This is a genomic window from Microcoleus sp. S13_B4 (genome assembly GCF_036700885.1).
Taxonomy (GTDB): Bacteria; Cyanobacteriota; Cyanobacteriia; order Cyanobacteriales; family Microcoleaceae; genus Microcoleus.
In genome coordinates this window covers 103,538-122,271 of the sequence record NZ_JAUBPU010000009.1, presented here as the reverse complement: position 1 = coordinate 122,271, position 18,734 = coordinate 103,538, and the positions used below count along the sequence as shown (strand labels likewise).

The following is an 18,734-nucleotide window of genomic DNA, read 5'->3' as shown; positions in this document are numbered from 1 at the left end:
TGGTCGATCGCCCTAATCTCTTAAATAAGCTAGGCTACAGCACGATCGAGCGGTGACTTTGGTTAATTTATTTCTATAGCTGAATTAGAAATGTATTTTGAGCCTTGTGATTGTTAGGAAATCCTAACAAATTTAACGATCGGCTTTTCTAAATAAAAAATTAAATTTGAGATTAGGATGAGATTTATGTGCATTTGGTTAATGCCATTGCCAGCGTGGTTTTTTGCGCTCAGTTTTTGATCTTCCCCGGGAAGCGAAGCTATCCCGTAGGGAATCGCCCGCAATTGATCGTCGTCTATTCGATCGGCAAACGACCCTTCAAAACCGGAATTAGCGACTGACTAGCCCCATCCCTCCCACATTTTGCCAACTCTGAGTTTTTCAAGTCCTCTGTCGGAGCCGGAAGCCTGTCCCTACAACGATAGGATTAGGTTGATTCGGCAGCACGGGCGATCGATCCTCACAAACAGCACGGCCAGTACGTCTTTAAGGCTATGCCTTCGGGTAGGATTAATAGGACGAGAGGAAGTGGATAAAATGAGCGCTAGCAGCAATTCAACAGAAATTAAGTTCGGAACCGATGGGTGGCGAGGACTGATTGCCCATGACTTTACTTTTGCCAACGTGCGAAAAGTCACCCGGGCGATCGCCAGTTACCTAGAAACCGCTTACACAAAAGACCACCCAGTTCTAGTCTCCTACGATACCCGCTTTCTGGCAGACGAGTTCGCCCGCACGGCGGCTGAAGTATTGGCAGATTTGGGATGGACTGTGAAAGTGGTCGATCGAGATTGCCCCACACCAGTCATCGCCTACAGCGCCAAGCATCTCAACTCTGCAGGAGCCCTGATGTTCACGGCTTCGCACAATCCCGCACCTTACTGCGGCATCAAATACATCCCCGACTACGCGGGCCCGGCAACCCCGGAAATTACTGATACAATTGTGGCAAATATTGCTGGTGCTTCTGATGCCCCAGCCAAAGGCAGTCACAACGATAAAATCTCCAGTTTTGACCCGAAACCTGAATATCTGAAGTTTCTTTATACTTTGATCGATGTGGAGCGGATTCGCTCTGCTAAGTTGAAGGTGAAGTATGATGCTCTCTACTCGACTTCTCGCGGCTATCTCGACGGGGTTTTGGAACACTGCGGCTGTGATGTCGAAAGTTTTCACACCTACCGCGATGTGCTGTTTGGCGGCGGAATGCCCGAGCCCAAGGGCGAACAGTTAGTGGAGTTGGTGGAAGCTGTTAAGAAGGATTCGGCGGATTTGGGTTTAGCTACCGATGGCGACAGCGATCGTTTTGGTATTGTTGACGAGTTGGGAAATGTCTTGACTCCAAATACTGTCCTGTTGCTGCTGGCACGTCACTTGGTTAAGAATAAAGGCTTGACTGGGGCGATCGTCCGTACCGTCGCAACTACCCACTTGCTGGACAATTTGGCCGCCAAGTACGGTTTAACAATCTACGAAACCGCAGTTGGTTTTAAATACATCGGCGAAAAAATGCGGGAAACTGCGGTACTCATCGGTGGCGAAGAATCTGGCGGTTTGAGTGTTTTGGGTCACATTCCCGAAAAAGACGGGATTTTGGCTGATATGCTAGTTGCGGAGGCGATCGCCTATGAAGGGAAACCGCTTTCTCAGCTAGTTGAAGAAGCCATTAAAGAAGCCGACGGCCCCCTGTACAATAAGCGCTTGGACTTGCACCTAGATGACGCCCACAAAGCAGCCGTTTTGGAATCTTTTACCAAGAATCCCCCCACAGAAGTAGCAGGTATTGGTGTTAAGGAAATCGGCCGCAAAGACGGAATTAAACTTTATCTTGAAGACGGTGGCTGGGTACTGCTGCGACCTTCGGGAACCGAACCCTTGATGCGCGTTTACATGGAAACCAATTCTGTGGAAAAAGAAAGCCAAGTTGCTCAATACATGGAAAAGGTAATTTCTCAGTTAGAACCTGTTTAAATTTCTACCTATTCCAACGGGGGCTTTTCCCCTAGCGCTTGGGATTGTGAGGTGCGCCAAGCGCACCTTACGTATTTTTGATAACTCTCGCCAAGCCTCTGAACATTAATCATTGATACTGCTGGGCTAGTTATATATTTGCACTAGACTTGGATTTGTTTAAGTTTGGAAAGTGTAAATTCATTTATGTTTGTTAAATTTTTAATTAAAAAAATTTCTCTATTTTTTCCGTCTCTACTTGACTTTTCCCCTAACCTTATTGTACATTATTATATAATGGGGTGTTTGCAAAAATAAAAATTTAACAAATATTTCAATTATAAAACAAGTATACAAGTTAAATTATTAGCCTGTCAACCCGTTTATGAAAACAATTCCTCTGCTCGCCATTAGTTTTTTAGTAGCAATTTTAGTAAGCGCGATCGGCATTATCTCAGTGCAAAACGCCGCCCCAGTATCCTTAAACTTTATCTTTTTTCAATCGATACAAATGCCTGTAGGAGTAGTATTGGCAATGAGCATAAGTGCAGGATTGATCGGAGGTGCGCTACTGCAACCGTTGTGGAACTTTTCAGATTCCCAAAACTCTAGTCGTAAATTTCCGGCAAATCCAGAAGAATCCGACACCGTACAATATTAAATAGATTTGATCCCTTAAAGGGAATATACCTGACCGTCAATCAGCAGCCGAGTAATTCCCTTAGCTCGCAAATAGGGTGCTGCTTTTTGCAGCATACTGCTGTCAGGAATCTTGAAAACTCTTTGATTGCGAGTAGCAAATCGGCGGGCCACTCGGTGATTGTCAAACACTGCCAGGGTTTTCTCGCGAATTTCTGCGACAGGAATTTGACCCAGTTCGCCAAAAGCTTTTAGGGGTCTGGTAATTAACTCTGCAGCCCGATCGACCACTAAATAACAAATTTTGGGCAGAGATGCTTCGCTTAAAGGCAAAACTTGAATTAGTCCTGTACCCCGAAGCTCGATCAACTCGCCCGACGATAGGGAACCCAGGAGACTGCCTTCAAACAGAGAGTCTTCATCCTCTACATCTTCGTCGAAGTCGTCATCTAAATCGTCTTCATCCTCATCATCATCCTCGTCGTCCTCGAAATCGCTAAAGTCTTCACCTGCCAGCAGCCCTTCTGCTGGCAGCATTGCCTTTAGTTCACCAGTCACAACAGCGCGGTGGCTCTGATCTGCAAGATTGGCTGCTTGGGCATCTTGCCGATCAGAAACATCCAAATCCGACTCTACATTTCCTCGAATTTCAAGTTCTGCAACTGGTTGAGGGACTGCTCCAGAACGCTTTCGGATCGTCGGTCTCGAATTTGAGGCTGAGTGACGGACTGGGACTGACTCGGACAGGGGGACACCTACAGGATCGGTTTCGCCATTTGCCGACGACTCAGTAGTCGCCTCTGTCGGTTCAGAAACACTGCTGCGATCGGACAAACGCTTTTGTTTTTGCTGGACTAAAGATTCGTATTCCGGCCCCGACAAAGCCCCCTGAAGGATGCGCCTCACAGTCGAACTGCTCACTCCGTAGCGCTTTGCCAGAGTGATAGTATTCTCGTTCGACTGTCGGTACAGCCTAATGAGTTCGCGTTTGTCTGAATCGGAGAGTTTTGTAGGCGTCATGCCAAGTTTTCCAGCAAAAAGACGTGAAAAGACGCAGGCTAGCGGTCAGCGAACTGTGATTTTTCGTTTTTAATTTCAAGCTCAGAGATGCCGACAAGGGCAAAAAAGCTTTCGCGTCCCCATCGCTTGCCAAAGCAACCCCAATCTCAAATCGCTAGGCTGCGCGACGAGTGCGCCTGCTTTGGCGAGAACGGGTTGAGATGTCATGTTCCAAGATAGCTCCAATTCCGAACAGGATGGCGCTGAAAACAAAAAAGACTTCCAGCAAACTGCCGCTTTGATAACTACCCTCAGCCTGAGTATCGCGCCATTTAAAGTACATATCTGCGATGTAAAGCGAAAAAGTTGCAGCCGCAATCATTCTCCAAGATTGGGAAAAACGTCCTCCCCAAAACGCCAGCAGCAGTGCAGTAGCAATAATTAGCAGAAAAACGTCCCCGACGATGTAAAACAAATTGATTGCATTTTTGTGAGGCGCCAGTTGCTTGTCCAGTGCCATCACCCATGCCGGAGCTTTGATTTCTGCTGCTGCTTCTTCGGGTGCGGATACAGGATCAGTCGCTGTTGCTCCTTTTGCCTGTATCTTGGACGAATTGTCCAAAGCAGGCGCTCTTCCTGTGGCAGTGGTTGCTGGTTCAGATTCTGTCACTACTTCTTGAGTGGCTGCCGGAGCCATTCCTAGCTGGGCCCTCCAAGAGCCAGGTGCAGCAACCCAAATAGCTACAGCAATCCCGAAGGCTGCAATTCCCGCTAACAAACCCCACTGCCAAATTTCTAGATTCAGTCGCTTGGAAGTCACAGCTACAACCATGCCCCCGATCAGGACCACATAGCTGCCCAGATAAAACGCATCTGCGGGAGACACGTCCGGGTCTAACCCGAAATAGAGTTCCCAAATCCCGAACAGCACGCCGCCTAGGAAATAGAACAGCATCCCCAGACCAATGCCCAGCCAGACGTTGCGCCCGCTGACCATGTGCGGGCTTTGCCAGTTTCTAAAACAGACTAAAGCCGCTCCCAAGTATGCTCCGCATTCAAAAATATAAGTGCCGATCGAGTACCACAGAGGTAAACCCTCTTCTGCTGAGAGGGGGACGCTGAACAGCAAAAAGAACAGCAGCGCCATTACAGCCCAGACAATGCCCGCAATCACTAGGGTCTGAGCTGACAGTAAAGATGAAGATGTAGATGACTTTTCTGAAGTGCTACTCATAGGGATTCCACGAGACCTAACTAGCGGTTGAACGCACCCCATCTCAATCTTTGATTGGAGATGAGGATTCTTTCGCCAAGAAACCTTAAAAAACCTCGATCTGACGCTTCCGGAATAACTGGCGTCCTCAGTGTGTCGTCGGGATTTGCGCCCTCGTACACTCTAGAAAGACTAAGCAAGAATAATATCTATTGACTAATTCAATAAATTAGTCGTTAGTCGATCTTCTACCCGGAAATATAATGATAGAAATACGGTATATGTCTCCACCCTTAAGGTTTTTACAGTACCCAATCTATCTCTGAAATTCTACCATCACAGGTTGAGGTATCTGTTTTTTTGCTTTCACACTCCCCCACTCATATCAATAATTCTGGGTGGGCAGTGCGATCTAAACTTAGTTAAATTGCCAGACCATAGGTGGCATCCAAACCGAATCAACAATTTGGTTGGTCAATACAAGTTGGCAATCCAACCTGTATATCCCCTACCCCCTACAGTGCAATTATCTAAGCTCAATTATCTCAGTCCAATTGTCTGAGCAATTGTCAAAGATTTTCTATCCTGCGATCCACAATTTGTTGAGGGCTGATTGTTTCAGCCAATCTAGAAACTGAGTCCGATCCGGGGCTGGCATATCTTGCAGCACATCGCTGACTCCCTCAGCGAAGTCCGTATTGCCAAAATATGATTTCCCCAAACGGTGGAGTTCTTGCAATAAGGTTTTGAGATGCTGCTCTTGCCAAGCAGGCACCTTGTGATTTTGCAAGGGACTAACGGTTAGCCAGTTTTTGATCGCATCAGGGGAGTCTGCCTGGGGGAAGTTTCCCTGCTGAAATACCTTGGCGATATCTTTCTGAAACGATGTGGCTTGCCTTGCGCCTAAGAGGTCTTCTACATCGAAGTAAACAGCTTGGAGCAGCAGCAGACAACCCTGCGCGAACAGCGGTGCTTTGGCTGCTTCATTACCTGCCGGTTCTTCACCGGCAAGCTGATCTAAACGGACTTTTCCCCAGACGCTATATCGCTCCGGCTCTTCTAGCAGAACACAGGCTTTGCCTCGGTTGTCGGTTAAGTCCCGCCACAAGGCTCTGGCGTCTTCTGCTTGCTTGCCGTTGAAGGCGCTGATCAGGCGAAAAGTCTGCCCCTGATAATTGAGAATGGGAATTTGTTGATCCCGTTTTGGGTGTTGATAATTGGTTATTTCAACATCCTGCCGTTTCAGAATAAACATGACACTGCGATTTGACTCCTGTCATGGCCGAGGTGCTGTGCTTTTGACACTCCCCATGCCTAAAGGCGAGGGGATTCTTGATTCAGCGAGTCCACTTAAATTAGCAGGATTGCTCCCGATCACCCAGAGATGGTTCTCTCCTCAAGCGTTCCGATACTTTTTTGCTAACAAATGCTAACAAATATCTAAGCTGAGATAGTCTCTCCGCCTTGGCGTATAAATCAATGCACGAAGGAAAATCCCCCGCGCACAATTTACGACTGCTGTACTGGCAACGCTTGATTTTCGCGCTCGTGCCGAGCGGGCGATTGACTGTTTTGCTTTGATGCCGTAGAGGAAGCTTATATAGAGGCTCCGTACCATCAGGGATTTTCACCTGAGTCTTTCAATCTAGTTCTACCACATTTTTATTAAATATCAAGTCGAGCAGAATGTTAGCAAACATAACTAAACATCAGCCAATCAGTCATTCTGTCTTAACTCATACCTCAAATCAGGGGACGATCTCTGGTTTTTCGGTAATGCGGTCAGCGTTTTAGGCTTTGCCACTAGGGGATGTTAACATAACCAATAGAAATCTGGGAAAAAGCACCTGTGACTCTTGTGCTGTCTGAGTTCCGTCTTAATTGGGAGAGATGCGATCGACCAAATATTTTGGTTTAAACTCGACCTCTAAATACTTTACCCGAGTTCACGTGCTACCTAGTTTTGAGGGTAAATTTACAAGTGTGCTGTTTGCAGGTGAGTCCCTCCAGCTTGGGTGAGATACAGGAAGAGGACGCACAGGCACTCTCATCACCTTGGTTTTTTCCCCAGCCATGGCGCTCCACGCCGTCTTTTTCTACATCAAAGCGGTTTCTGCGTAAGTCATCATATAATTTACTTGCTCGATCGCACACTGCACCGATACAATAATCTTGTTAGCGATTTTTGAGTTGGGTGCGTAACTCAGTTGGATAGAGTAGCTGCCTTCTAAGCAGCGAGCCGCAGGTTCAAGTCCTGCCGTACCCGTTACAGAAAATTAATTATCTCAAGGGTTTCAGCACTTTTTACCACGAAGGAAAGAGCGGCTGAGATCTTATTTGGCTTCGGATTTGTTTCCGATGCCCGAATCCGAAACAAATCCTTAAACAAGCCGCGCCTGCCACACCCAGACCAATCTGCCTGCTTCTGGGCGATCGACACTGCTACCCTTCTGAGTATATATTTGCCACATCGGATGTGGTATCATAAAAAGGCTATTGTGTCAATAGCCTAGATCCTGCAATGTTCAAACAGCACCAGCAGCAGGTTGTGGGCCGAGTAGCCCTCAGGGGTTATCCTTAGTAATCAGGCTAGTTTCCGACAGGTTTGGATATGTTCCCAACAACTCTATTTCATGTTCCCCAAAATTTAATGCTATTACTCGACCGCAGCGCGATCGACCGATTAAAGCCTATATTGGCGCAAGCAACCGGAATGCCTATAGTTGCATCGGAAAATACGGCAACAATTGCGCTCGTATTGGTTGCTCTGGGAATTCTGGGTTGGGGATTTTATCGCGCCAGACCTTTTGGCAAACTGGGAATTTTGGCTTGGTTGCAGTCTGTTGCGCTGATGAGTCCCTGGCTGCTGTTCTTTGGTTTGTTCGCCGCCGGAATTTACCTCAATCTAGTTGCGGTATTGTTGCTGCTAGTGGCATCCACGGGATTGTACATTTATCTGGGCCGGCAATTGCGTAAGGCTGCATCTGATACAGTGCTGCCGCGGCCGGATGCTGCTGAGGTAAAGTCCCAAAGCGATGCTTTCTCGGCCCCTGAGTCGCAGCGAACACCAGGCCCAGAAACCATTAAAATCGTCACTTCGTCGCCTGCGAATAATGAATTACAAATTATTCCCGTTCCAGTTGAAGACCTGAATGCAATTAAAGGCATCTTTGGGATTGATACTTTCTTTGCCACAGAAACGATTCCTTATCAAGATGGCGTAATTCTCAAAGGTAATCTCCGGGGAGACCCAGAACAAGTACACTCACGTTTGACGGCAAGTTTGGAAGAGAGATTAAACGATCGCTACCGTCTATTTTTAGTAGAAAATCAGGACGACAAGCCCGTAGTTATTATCTTGCCCAGCACCAACGACCCGCAGCCAACAACCGTGTCTCAAAAAATCCTAGCAGTCGTGCTGCTGCTGGCAACAATTGCTACCAGCTTAGAGACAGGCGGTTTGCTGCTGGGTTTCGATTTCTTTAACTCGCCGACTCGATATCTAGAAGTTCTGCCAATTGCGGTCGGAATTTGGGTGGTTTTAGGCTCTGGGGAAATTGCTCGCCGAGTGCTGGCAAATCGGTACAAGGTTGGCTTGAGTTGGCCGTTTTTTATACCAACTTTGCAGATAGGTTGTTTTGGAGCGATCGACCGTTTTGAGTCGCTGCTGCCCAACCGTAAAGTTTTGTTTGACATCGCTTTTGCCGGGTCAGCGGCTGGGGGAATAGTTTCGGTGCTAATGCTGGTAACGGGTTTGCTGCTGTCTCACCCCGGCAGTTTGTTTCAAATTCCCGCAGAATTTTTCAAGGGCTCGGTTTTGGTGGGAACTTTGGCCAAAGTGGTTTTGGGTTCGGCGTTGCAGCAGCAGATTGTTGACGTTCACCCGCTGGTAGTTATCGGTTGGTTGGGCTTGGTAATAACGGCGATTAATTTGATGCCGGCGGGACAGTTGGACGGGGGTAGAATTGTGCAAGCCATCTACGGTCGGAAAATAGCCAGTCGCACTACTTTGGCGACTTTTGTGGTGCTGGCGATCGTTTCTTTAGGTAATCCTTTGGCTCTGTATTGGGCGATCGTGATTCTGATTTTACAGCGGAATCTGGAGCGGCCGAGCCTCAACGAGCTGACTGAGCCTGACGATGCTCGCGCGGCTTTGGGTTTGCTAGCTTTGTTCTTGATGATTGCTGCGCTGTTGCCGTTGACTCCGGCTTTGGCTGGCCGTCTGGGAATCGGCAACTAACAGCAGCCGCGCGTTTTTGGTAATAGGCTCTTGGGTTGCGGTAAATTAGTGGAATATAGGAATTGAGCGATCGAACTGGGGAACTGAAGGGCGATCGGGTTCCTAACTACTAATTTCCCATTAAGACCCCCGCCCAGGGCAACTTCTCTACTACCAAAAGTTGATTTTTTTATAACCCAAAATTTGTTTAAACTTGATCGATTAAGTTTAAATAACTTATCTGAGCCTATAGGATAAAGTCATGGCTAATCAACTTCCTCCTGTATTGGTAACTTTTGATGCAGATGTTTTAATGACTGGCAGAACCCAAGTGTGGCAAGAATATGCCAAGGTGGGAACTTGCTATATCCCGGAAGTAGTGTACGACGAAATAGATCGTCTGACAGGGCAGGCGGTGGAAAAAGAGCAAGAGCAAGTAGCTAGAGAGTTTATGCGATTTTTTGCCGACAGTGGCTGGATTGCAACTGACGCTCAGGAAACACACCGAGCTCTGGAACCTTCGATCAAAAATCAAAGCAAGCCAGCAATGCTCGTGGTGGCGACGGCTCAGTGCGTTTACGGTTTGGCGACCGAACACCCGGAGGCATTGGTGATTTTTGTTTCCAACAGCCAGCCTCTGCTGAAGCGGCTGGCTTCTGTAAGCGCTACGAATCTCTGCGGGATTACCGGGGCGATGCTGTTAAATTGGGCGAGGAAAGGGGAACGCCCACCGGCTGCGACTCAGCAATTGCAAAGTTTGATGCGTACCCTCGCCGAGCGCAAATTGACTCAGCGCTCTAACAGCAGAATTCAGGATGCTGGGGTAGGCCAAACGGGGGCTTCTGCTAGTAAGTTAACGGGGACGCGCGGCGCTTCTGAATTGAAGTCGCCCAGCAGTTTTACTAAAACTAATAAAACGGGTTTGACTGAGAGCCGCAGTGCGAGTTCGCGCCCCAAAACACCGCGGCGCAATCGCGAGGAGTCGAGAGATTACGAGCCGGCTGTATATCGCATGAAACATATTACACCTCCGAAAAAAAGGGACAGCAGTTTTCTGTCTGGTGCGTTCAATTTTTTGGGAGCGTTATTTTTCTTGACGGTAGCGGTGGGTATTTTGTGGCGAGTGTTCGATGTTAAGGGTTTTAGAAAGACTTTTGTGCCGGCTCTACCACAGCCTGTGCAACAATTTGTTAAGTCGATCGACCCTAAAAAATAATCTGGTTTTCTGAAAATTTCACCTTCAGATACGGCTGACTTGTGCCTTCGGTCATCGTTAATCTTGCACCTTGGGAAACTGGGATAGCACGCTTGGTTCACAAATTAGTTGCCTCCTCTAAATATAGCGGTAAGCTGCTCGTGGACTACCCTACGGTTAGATTTGCTGCCCTTAGCCCGCGGGGAGTTTTCAACGGCTACTATCACAACAGAAGATGAACGCTTCACTTTAGTGCTCTAAAAATCCATCGCCATGCTGAACGGGAACGAAATAATTAGTGGATTAGCACTGGCTTTTGCGGGTTTTGCTTATGCTTTAGTATTTTTTGTTCTTCTTCCCTTCAGACAGTACGATTATGCAGCACCACTTGGGGCAATAGCAATGGCGATCGCCCTTACTATAACAATGAATTGGCTACTATCTGCATCGTTGCTAACTGGCTGGAGTTGGGTGGCTGCATTATTGGGTTTTCAGATAGCCCTCATGTTTTTTGGTAGCGTGTTTCTGGAAGATGGGCTGTACCTGCCAAATTTGTTATTTTTTGGAACTATGAGCGTAGGATATGCGAGGGTTTATACCAGTTTTTCACAACAAAAAACACTGGTAATTGTGGGTTTATGTACAGTATTTTTCCTAGCTTCAATGTACTTATCTTTGATTGGCGGCTATATGCTCAAAGGCAAAAATCCGTTTCAGGGTTCTTCTACCCAGATGCTGTCGCTGTTGAATCAAAGGGTAGAAATTATCACCGACCATCCCAAACAATTGTATTTGAATGGCAAAACTGGCGAACTCACGCATATTGACCGTTATGAGGTGACAGTGAAAGTAGATTCTGGAGGAGATGAGACTTTGATCTGGCCCTATGTCGATGTTTGGTGGCAGGATATCAAGGCTGCTAGCGAACAGAAATCGCAGTAATTTATATCGTTTCCGGTTGCATCGGAATAATAAAACCCAGTCAACACTTAACACTCAAGCATCTAGTTTTTCGACCCAGAGTCAACAGTCAACAGTCAACAGTCAACTGCCAACAATCAACAGTCAACAATAGTGACGGGTGCAACCGGAAGTGATATCATTCACTCTTTAAAGCTGGTTGAGTTCCTTCTACAGGTCGCACAATTGCGGGTTTATTGGTAGATTGTTTCTGAAAAAGTGCCTTGAGTGCCAAGTCAAGATTTTCTGCCATGACGATGCGGTTTTCGTAGGCAGCAATAACTCTGATTAAAGTTGGCAAACTATTGCGTTCGGCTTCTAAGTAAAGAGGTTCCACATACAGTAAAGATTGTTCTATGGGAATTACTAATAAGTTTCCTTGAAGTGCTTTGGAACCCTGGCGATTCCAGAGAGATATTTGTTCGGAAATAACCGGATCTTGGTTAATTAAAGCTTCTATTTGTTCCGGGCCGTAAACTAATCGCTGTTTGGGGAACAGGTACAGCAGCAATTTTCCGTAATCGCCACCATCCGATCGCCCTGCAATCCAAGCAATTAAATTGTTGCGACTTACTGGTGTAAAAGGTAGCAGCAAAATAAATTCTTCTGCTGTTTCCGTTGGCAGTTTAGTAATCAAATAATACGGTTCTACGGGCTGCTGTTCGCTGCCGTAAATTTCATTGGGAACTCGCCACAAATCCTCCCTATTGTAGAATACCTGCGGGTCTTCCATGTGATAAGTTAGCAAGCGTTCCGATTGAATGCTTAACAAATCTACTGGATACCTGATATGTTTGCGGAGAGCCGGAGGCATTTTGTCAAGGGGTTTGAAGAGTCCGGGAAAGATAGCAATCCAACTGTTAATAATCGGATCGGAGGGATAGGCAACGTAGAAGTCAACAGACCCGTTGTAGGCATCAATCACTACTTTGACGGAGTTGCGGATGTAGTTAAAGTCATGATTGCCGGGATCAGAATACGGATAGCGATCGCTTGCTGTATAGGCATCGATAATCCAGTAAAGATAGTTGGGAGATTTATCAGTTGCCGAGGGTGGAGCTTTAATCTCGTTGCCATTTTCATTTTTTTCTTTTTCTATATCATCATTGCTAAGATTGGCGTTTGCTACTACTAAATACGGGTCAGAATCGTAGCGCAAAAAAGGAGCGATCGCCCGGACTCTTTTGTTGATATTGCGGCGGTAAAGTAACTTGGTTTCTGGCGTAAAATTGCGGGTCAGCGCCATTTGCCAATTTTTGAGGTAATTAGCAAACAGCCAGCGCCGCCACCTAGAACCGAGATTAATTCCGCCCCTACCGCTGTAAGTATTGTAAACATTGTCTTCGCCGCTGGGATAGTCGAATTCTTTGACTTTTGTTGGCGTCATGGCGTCTGCATCGGTTACTTCGCCGTAGTAAATTCGCGGGTAGCCGATCGGAATACTGGCCCGAATTCGATCGCTATTTACTCCCAAAGTAGTCTCTCCTTTCTGGGCTGCAACTCCAATATCTTTGACTAAATAATCTGGTAAACCGCCGACACCGACGGTGTTTACGGGAGAAATAGTAAAGCCGTAACCGTGAGTGTAAACCAGGTGTTTGTTCACCCAAGTTTGAGCTTCGCGTGCAACTGCTGTGTAATCTAATTCCCGCGCCGCCAGAAGCACTTGTTGGCTTTCAGAATCTCCCTTTTTTGATTTTTCATTTTTGATTGTGTAGCGATCGATATCGGCATCAGGGAAGGTATAATATGGTCTGATTTGCTGTAACTGTCGGTTGGTTTTCAGCAGCGGCAGCTTGTCCCACAGCCGGATGTTGCTAATAGTAAGTTGATTTTTTTCTAAGTCGGCATAAGTAAGTTTTCCGGCGGGATCGAAAGTTTTTATTTCAATTTGTTTGAGGTCAAAGGCTTCTTGAGTAAAGGCAATACTGTGCTGGATGTACGGCTGTTCTCGTGCTAGTTCGTTGGGTTTAACTAGGAGTTGCTGCACAATTGTTGGCAGCAGCCAAGTTCCCAACAAACTTAAAGTTAGCCACGCCAAAATAATCTTTTTTATGAGTTCATTTTTTATTTTGAATGGGTAAACTTGGCACAGCATCAAAAGTGCGATCGCCCCCGCCAAAATACTCAAAAATCCATAGCAGGGCAGTCGCACCGTCACATCAGCATAATTCGCCCCGTAAGTAACGTCTCCCCGCGCATACAGCAAGGCGTAGCGTCCCAGCCAGTAGCGGAATGCAACGGCTAGCATTAAAGCTGCACCCAACCCGTACAAGTGGCGCTGCTGCGATCGAGAAAACCCTAAAAATATCCCTTGACTCAGGCTATTTCCCGACAGCAAATATGTTAAAGCACAAGATACTAAACCGTACAAAAAGACAACTGTTAGCCAGAAGTCTAGCAAATCTAAGATTGGCAAAATAAATACATAAAAGCTAATATTTTGATTAAAAAGAGGGTCGGTTGTGTTAAAATTAGTAGGGTTAAAATATTGCAAAACATTTGTCCAGCGACTGGCGGCAATCAGCCCGATCGCCAAACTCAGAAAAAGGGCGATCGCCCGCAGCCAAAAATCCGGCTTAATTGCCACAGCTAAGATTGCGCCCAGCAGCAAACCCAACTGCCACCAGTGAGAAAATAGCTGCACTGCTATTTGCTGGATTGACTCAATTCCAAACTGCACGGGCGGTGTCGGCAAATTGTCAACTATACCGAAATAGGTGAGGCTGTTTGCAGCTAACAGCCCGCAGTGAATTAGTGTCAAAGTTGCGATCGAACTCAATCCGAATACCGCCAATAGCAGCCAGGAAAAGGTAATTTGGGATTTAGCAACAGGTAATTCGTAATTCTTCCCGGTTTTGTTCGCCCTCAGTGAAGCGAATAGCGCCCCCGCAACCGGCGATTTCATTTCCTCTGCGGGATGTTGCAGGCGGCGGGCTAAAGCCAAATTTCCCATCAAAAAAACAACAGAAATGCCAGTGGGAATTACCCCCAGCAACCCTTGAGTTTTCAGCTTTAACAGAAAAACCTGAAGATATCCAACTTCCTGAAACCAGAGAATTTCTGCCACAATGCGAGAGGCTAACTCCACAACCAGCCATAGGCCCGCAATTAGTAGCATTATTTGATAAATTCGCCTATTAGTCATTAGTCATTAGTTATTAGTCATTAGTTATTGGTGGAACGATAACTGATATCAAGTCCGAGCAATTGCCCATCCCGAACGATGCTTTTGCCGCAAGGGTTGGAGGCATTTTTATTAAGGGTAATTGACCGGACATAATATGACTGCTGCTTTCCTGTCAACTGGCAACTGCTTTCCTGTCAACTGACTAATGACTAATGACCAATGACTAATGACAAACTAGCTGTACTGCTGATTGACATCCACATCCAAATTAAACAGTGTTTGCAAAGTTTGCATCGCTTGCCGGCGCGCCTCAATATCCTGCTGAGCGCGCAACTGTACCATCGGATCGTGCAAAATCTTATTCACAATTCCCCTTGTTAAAGATTCAATCACATCTTGATGTTTCTCGGAAAATTCCGAACCAAGACGCGATAAAGCTTTTTCTAATTCTTGTTCCCGAATCAATTCTATCTTATCCCGCAAACAGCTAATAGTAGGAACAGTTTCCAGACTGCGCCACCAGAGATCGAAAGCCTCTACTTCCTGTTCCAGCAAGCCCTGAGCTTCCATTGCCATTTTGCGGCGACTTTCGTGATTTTGAGCTACCACTGCTTTCAAGTCGTCCACATTAAACGATCGCACATTAGCGAGTTCGTTCGCATCTGAGTCAATGTTGCGCGGTACAGAAATATCCACCAACATCAAAGGGCGATTCGGGTCTAAAACAGCTTCCAATTTAGCTTTATTTAACAGCGGCTCGGTAGCTGCCGTACTGGTGAAAACCAAGTCAGAAGCGGCAATTACCTGCATCATTTCCGAGAGCTGATATAGGTGCAATTCAGCATCTTTAAACTGACCGGCTAACTCCAGCGCGCCCCGCACAGAGCGGTTGACGATCGAAATATGGCTAGCTCCTTTTGAGAGCAAATGCTGCACCAAAAGTCGCGACATTTTGCCAGCACCGATAATCGCAATTTTGCTGCTTGCTAAATGCTGACCCTTCATTTGAGCCAATTCTGCCGCCGCCGAACTGATAGAAACCGCACCAGTACCGATGCTAGTTTCTGTGCGAACTCGCTTCCCTGCTGTGAGAGCTTGCTTGAACAAGCGCTCTAAAATTCTGCCCACACCTTTGTACTGCTGGGCGAGTTTGTGAGTTTGTTTCACCTGAGCCAAAATTTGTCCTTCTCCGAGCACCAAACTGTCGAGGCCAGAAGCCACTCGCATCAAGTGCATCACCGCATCTTCGTGCAGCAAAATAAACAGGTGAGGGCGCAAAGATTGCAAAGGAACTTTACTGCATTCCGAAAGGAACTGAATAACCTCTCGCACACCCGGTTCCGACTCGCTGGTAACAATATAAATCTCTAAGCGGTTGCAAGTGCTAAGGATGGCAACTTCTTGAATGTGGGGGTAGCCTCGCAATTGGGCGATCGCTGCTTCAACTTTCTGTTCTGGAATGCTCAGTTTTTCGCGAACTTCAACCGGCGCTGTTTTGTGGCTGAGACCTATGACTGCAATATTCATATCTGTGATTTGTCACTATTTCTTTCTTAGTTGTTAACAGTCACCTGTTATTAGTTATTAGTTTATCGCTAATTGCTAATCACCGGTGACTGTCAACAGTTAACTGTTAATTGTTAACATTTAACTGTTAACCCTTAACTAATCACTAATTCAATTGCAGAGATTTTGGCTGGTCAAACATATGGATTGTATCCACAAACCGAGCCGTCTTCGACTGAGAAGAAATTACCAAACTTTCAGTGCGAGCGCCGCCGCCAAAGAAGCGAACTCCATCCATCAGCGTTCCGGGAGTAATCCCGCAAGCTGCAAACAGAACTGTTTCTCCCGATGCCAGCTCTTCAGCATTGTAAATCTTGTCTGGGTCTGTGATGCCCATATCTTTCAGGCGGGCGATATTGCTCTCTTTGCTTTCACCGATCAAACCAGTTTTGACAACTGCTGGATCGTAAATTAACTGCCCTTGGAAGTGACCGCCCAAGCAGCGCATTGCTGCTGCGGAAATCACACCTTCGGGTGCAGCGCCAATACCCATAAGTGCGTGGATGTTGGAACCAGAAAACGCGCAAGAAATCGCTGCCGAAACGTCGCCGTCGCTGATCAGCCGAACTCTTGCACCCGCTTGCCGAATTTCATTTATTAAATCTTTGTGTCGGGGGCGATCCATGACCACCACCACCAAATCTTCAATACTGCGGCCTAGACAATCAGAGATAATTTTGAGGTTTTGAGTGGGCGTTTTGCGAATATCTACATGATTCTTAGCAGCGGCAGGAGCAGCCAATTTGTTCATGTAGAAATCCGGTGCCGCAAACAAACCACCTTTTTCCGAGATTGCCAAAACTGCCATGGAACCGTTTTGACCGTAAGCTACCAGGTTAGTACCTTCGCAGGGGTCAACAGCGATGTCAATTTCGATCAATTCATCTAGGTTGCAGAAATCTTTGGCATCCTCGCGGGTGCAAATACCTACTTGTTCACCGATGTAAAGCATGGGTGCGTCATCGCGTTCGCCTTCGCCGATCACGATGCGGCCGCGCATATGAATTTTGTTCATGCGCTCCCGCATGGCTTCTACAGCCACTCTGTCGGCTTCATCTTTTTCGCCTTTGCCCATCAAGCGAGCGGAGGCGATGGCTGCCTGCTCAACTACTTCGATAATCTCTAAACCGATTACATTGTCCACGAACTAGATCCTCCCAACTGCTGATGCGTGCCTTGTGCTCTTTTGCACTCCCAGCCATCAAGTTTATCAGAGGCGGGGATCTGTGCGAGCGCAAGCAGTTGCTTAGTTTGTGTTAACTTTTGCTTCTTTGAGACTGGGGCTGGAAAATCTGGGTTCAACCAGCTCAAAGATCGATCGCCCCAATACTTCATTCTTGCTTGGAGGATCGCACGCTAGCCCCGTCTGAGGGCTAAATCGCGGACTCCAGAGGTTCCGGAAGAGCGATAGGCGGTTTCAGGCAACTTGTCATACCGAGTGCCGTTAAAGGTTTTATGATTAGTTTGCGATCGCACGATTTCTCACCAACCTGGTTGCTAGACCGGATTCATCGTTACTAAACCCAACATTTTGGTAGACACCGGGTTTCTGAGGGTAAGTCCTAATGATGATCACAAATCAAATGGACAGCCCCAAATCGGGACGCACTAGACTTTATAAGCGGAAAGGAATAAAAAATGATGATGAAAGCCCAAGATATTATGACCACAGATGTTGTTACCATTCGCGGTTCGGCAACTGTAGCTGAAGCAGTGGCGATGATGAACGATCTGTGTTTGCGCGCGTTAATTGTGGAACGCCGCCACGAACAAGATGCCTACGGTATTGTGACAGAAACGGATATTGTCTATAAAGTAGCAGCCTACGGAGTAGACCCGAAAAAAGTCCGCGTCTTCGAGATTATGACCAAACCTTGCATTACGGTCAATCCTGACTTGGGCGTGGAATATGTGGCTAGGTTGTTCGCGAATACCCGCATCCGCCGGGCGCCGGTGATTAAGGACGAGCTAGTGGGCATTATTTCGGTCACGGATATCTTGACAAAAAGCGATTTTGTCGAGAAGCCAAAGAGTGTTTTATTTGAGGAACAAATCGAACAGGCGATCGCGGATGCCAGAACTATCTGTGCCGAGAAAGGCGCTACTTCTAGAGAGTGTGCGGTAGCGTGGGATATTGTAGAGGAAATGCAGGCTGAGGCTTCTCACCAGCGATCGATGAAGCTTGAAAAAACGGCTTTTGACGAGTATTGCGAGGAAAATCCCGAAGCTGCTGAAGCGCGGATGTACGAGAGTTAATTTAGTTATTAGTCATTAGCCATTAGTTATTAGTTATCAACTCTTATTTAGGGAGTGATAACTAATAGCTAACAATAGGAAATAGCTTTTTTTCGGCTCGCCTGACGAAAAATAAAAATCTTAAGTGTTTGGCCCTGTCATACAAAACACGTTCAGCTTATTCCCATCAAGATCCCGAAAATATCCCGCATAAAACCCCGGCAACGCGCCTCTTGGTCCCGCAGCTCCTTCATCCTTAGCCCCAAGTTCGATCGCCTTGTTATAAACTAAGTTGACTTTTTCGGGACTGTCAACTTGAAGTGCGATCATTACGCCATTGCCAACACTTGCTCTGTTACCATCAAATGGTTTTGTAATAGCAAGTGCTGGTCCATCGGGAGAAACACTCCATGCGATAAATTGGTCGAATTCCATGAATCGTCGAGCCCCAATTTCAGCAAGCAAAGCATCATAAAACTTTGCTGCACTTTCAATATCGTTGGTACCGAGTGTAACGTATCCGATCATATTTTTTGTCTTCTAACTCATGTTAAGATTAAAAAAATGTTTGAGCCAATAAAAACTGAGTTAAACTGATCCTTAGAAAACTAAAGCTACAGCTCAAACA

Annotated in this window: 13 protein-coding genes and 1 tRNA gene; 7 read left to right on the top strand and 7 right to left on the bottom strand. The window is 46.6% G+C overall.

Features of this window, described 5'->3' with window-relative positions; translation table 11 throughout:
- The first annotated feature begins 537 nt into the window (after window positions 1–537).
- Together QT994_RS08180 and QT994_RS08175 are read left to right on the top strand one after the other, a co-directional pair.
- On the top strand, window positions 538–1,971 hold the full coding sequence (locus QT994_RS08180) for a phosphoglucomutase/phosphomannomutase family protein (protein WP_333043782.1): 1,434 nt from the start codon (window positions 538–540) through the stop codon (window positions 1,969–1,971).
- Window positions 1,972–2,335: 364 nt separating this feature from the next.
- Window positions 2,336–2,611 (top strand): LapA family protein, encoded by a 276-nt coding sequence (locus QT994_RS08175; RefSeq protein WP_333043784.1) that lies wholly within the window; start codon window positions 2,336–2,338, stop codon window positions 2,609–2,611.
- Window positions 2,612–2,625: 14 nt separating this feature from the next.
- Here QT994_RS08175 and QT994_RS08170 read toward each other — a convergent pair whose 3' ends face one another.
- From QT994_RS08170 to QT994_RS08160, 3 genes are all read right to left on the bottom strand, one after another.
- The gene (locus QT994_RS08170) at window positions 2,626–3,609 is read right to left on the bottom strand and encodes a hypothetical protein (RefSeq protein ID WP_333173286.1); all 984 of its coding nucleotides are present in this window, start codon (window positions 3,607–3,609) and stop codon (window positions 2,626–2,628) included.
- A 154-nt stretch (window positions 3,610–3,763) separates the two neighbouring features.
- Window positions 3,764–4,822 (bottom strand): hypothetical protein, encoded by a 1,059-nt coding sequence (locus tag QT994_RS08165; RefSeq protein ID WP_333043786.1) that lies wholly within the window; start codon window positions 4,820–4,822, stop codon window positions 3,764–3,766.
- A gap of 559 nt (window positions 4,823–5,381) precedes the next feature.
- Complete coding sequence (locus QT994_RS08160) at window positions 5,382–6,056, bottom strand: Npun_F0813 family protein (RefSeq protein ID WP_333043788.1); 675 nt, start codon at window positions 6,054–6,056, stop codon at window positions 5,382–5,384.
- A 937-nt stretch (window positions 6,057–6,993) separates the two neighbouring features.
- Between QT994_RS08160 and QT994_RS08155 the strand changes: the two genes are divergently transcribed.
- The 4 genes from QT994_RS08155 (at window position 6,994) to QT994_RS08140 (ending at window position 11,157) form a co-directional block, all read left to right on the top strand.
- A tRNA-Arg gene (locus tag QT994_RS08155) sits at window positions 6,994–7,067 on the top strand.
- Window positions 7,068–7,412: 345 nt separating this feature from the next.
- Entirely contained in the window at window positions 7,413–9,041 is a 1,629-nt protein-coding gene (locus QT994_RS08150) for a site-2 protease family protein (protein WP_333173284.1), read from the top strand.
- A gap of 241 nt (window positions 9,042–9,282) precedes the next feature.
- Window positions 9,283–10,236 (top strand): PIN domain-containing protein, encoded by a 954-nt coding sequence (locus QT994_RS08145; protein ID WP_333173282.1) that lies wholly within the window; start codon window positions 9,283–9,285, stop codon window positions 10,234–10,236.
- A gap of 252 nt (window positions 10,237–10,488) precedes the next feature.
- On the top strand, window positions 10,489–11,157 hold the full coding sequence (locus QT994_RS08140) for a hypothetical protein (RefSeq protein WP_333173281.1): 669 nt from the start codon (window positions 10,489–10,491) through the stop codon (window positions 11,155–11,157).
- A 157-nt stretch (window positions 11,158–11,314) separates the two neighbouring features.
- Here the strand turns inward: QT994_RS08140 and QT994_RS08135 are convergent, their stop codons facing one another.
- From QT994_RS08135 to glpX, 3 genes are all read right to left on the bottom strand, one after another.
- Complete coding sequence (locus tag QT994_RS08135; protein ID WP_333173279.1) at window positions 11,315–14,323, bottom strand: UPF0182 family protein; 3,009 nt, start codon at window positions 14,321–14,323, stop codon at window positions 11,315–11,317.
- Window positions 14,324–14,539: 216 nt separating this feature from the next.
- Window positions 14,540–15,832 (bottom strand): glutamyl-tRNA reductase, encoded by a 1,293-nt coding sequence (locus QT994_RS08130; protein ID WP_333173276.1) that lies wholly within the window; start codon window positions 15,830–15,832, stop codon window positions 14,540–14,542.
- Window positions 15,833–15,977: 145 nt separating this feature from the next.
- Entirely contained in the window at window positions 15,978–17,015 is a 1,038-nt protein-coding gene (gene glpX / locus QT994_RS08125) for a class II fructose-bisphosphatase (protein ID WP_333173274.1), read from the bottom strand.
- Between the two features lie 494 nt (window positions 17,016–17,509).
- Between glpX and QT994_RS08120 the strand changes: the two genes are divergently transcribed.
- Window positions 17,510–18,127 carry a CP12 domain-containing protein gene (locus tag QT994_RS08120; protein ID WP_333043799.1) on the top strand — a complete coding sequence of 206 codons (618 nt, stop codon included), beginning with the start codon at window positions 17,510–17,512 and terminating at the stop codon, window positions 18,125–18,127.
- Between the two features lie 120 nt (window positions 18,128–18,247).
- On the opposite strand, the gene QT994_RS08115 is transcribed toward QT994_RS08120, so the two are convergent.
- Window positions 18,248–18,634 (bottom strand): VOC family protein, encoded by a 387-nt coding sequence (locus tag QT994_RS08115; RefSeq protein WP_333173272.1) that lies wholly within the window; start codon window positions 18,632–18,634, stop codon window positions 18,248–18,250.
- Window positions 18,635–18,734: the final 100 nt, after the last annotated feature.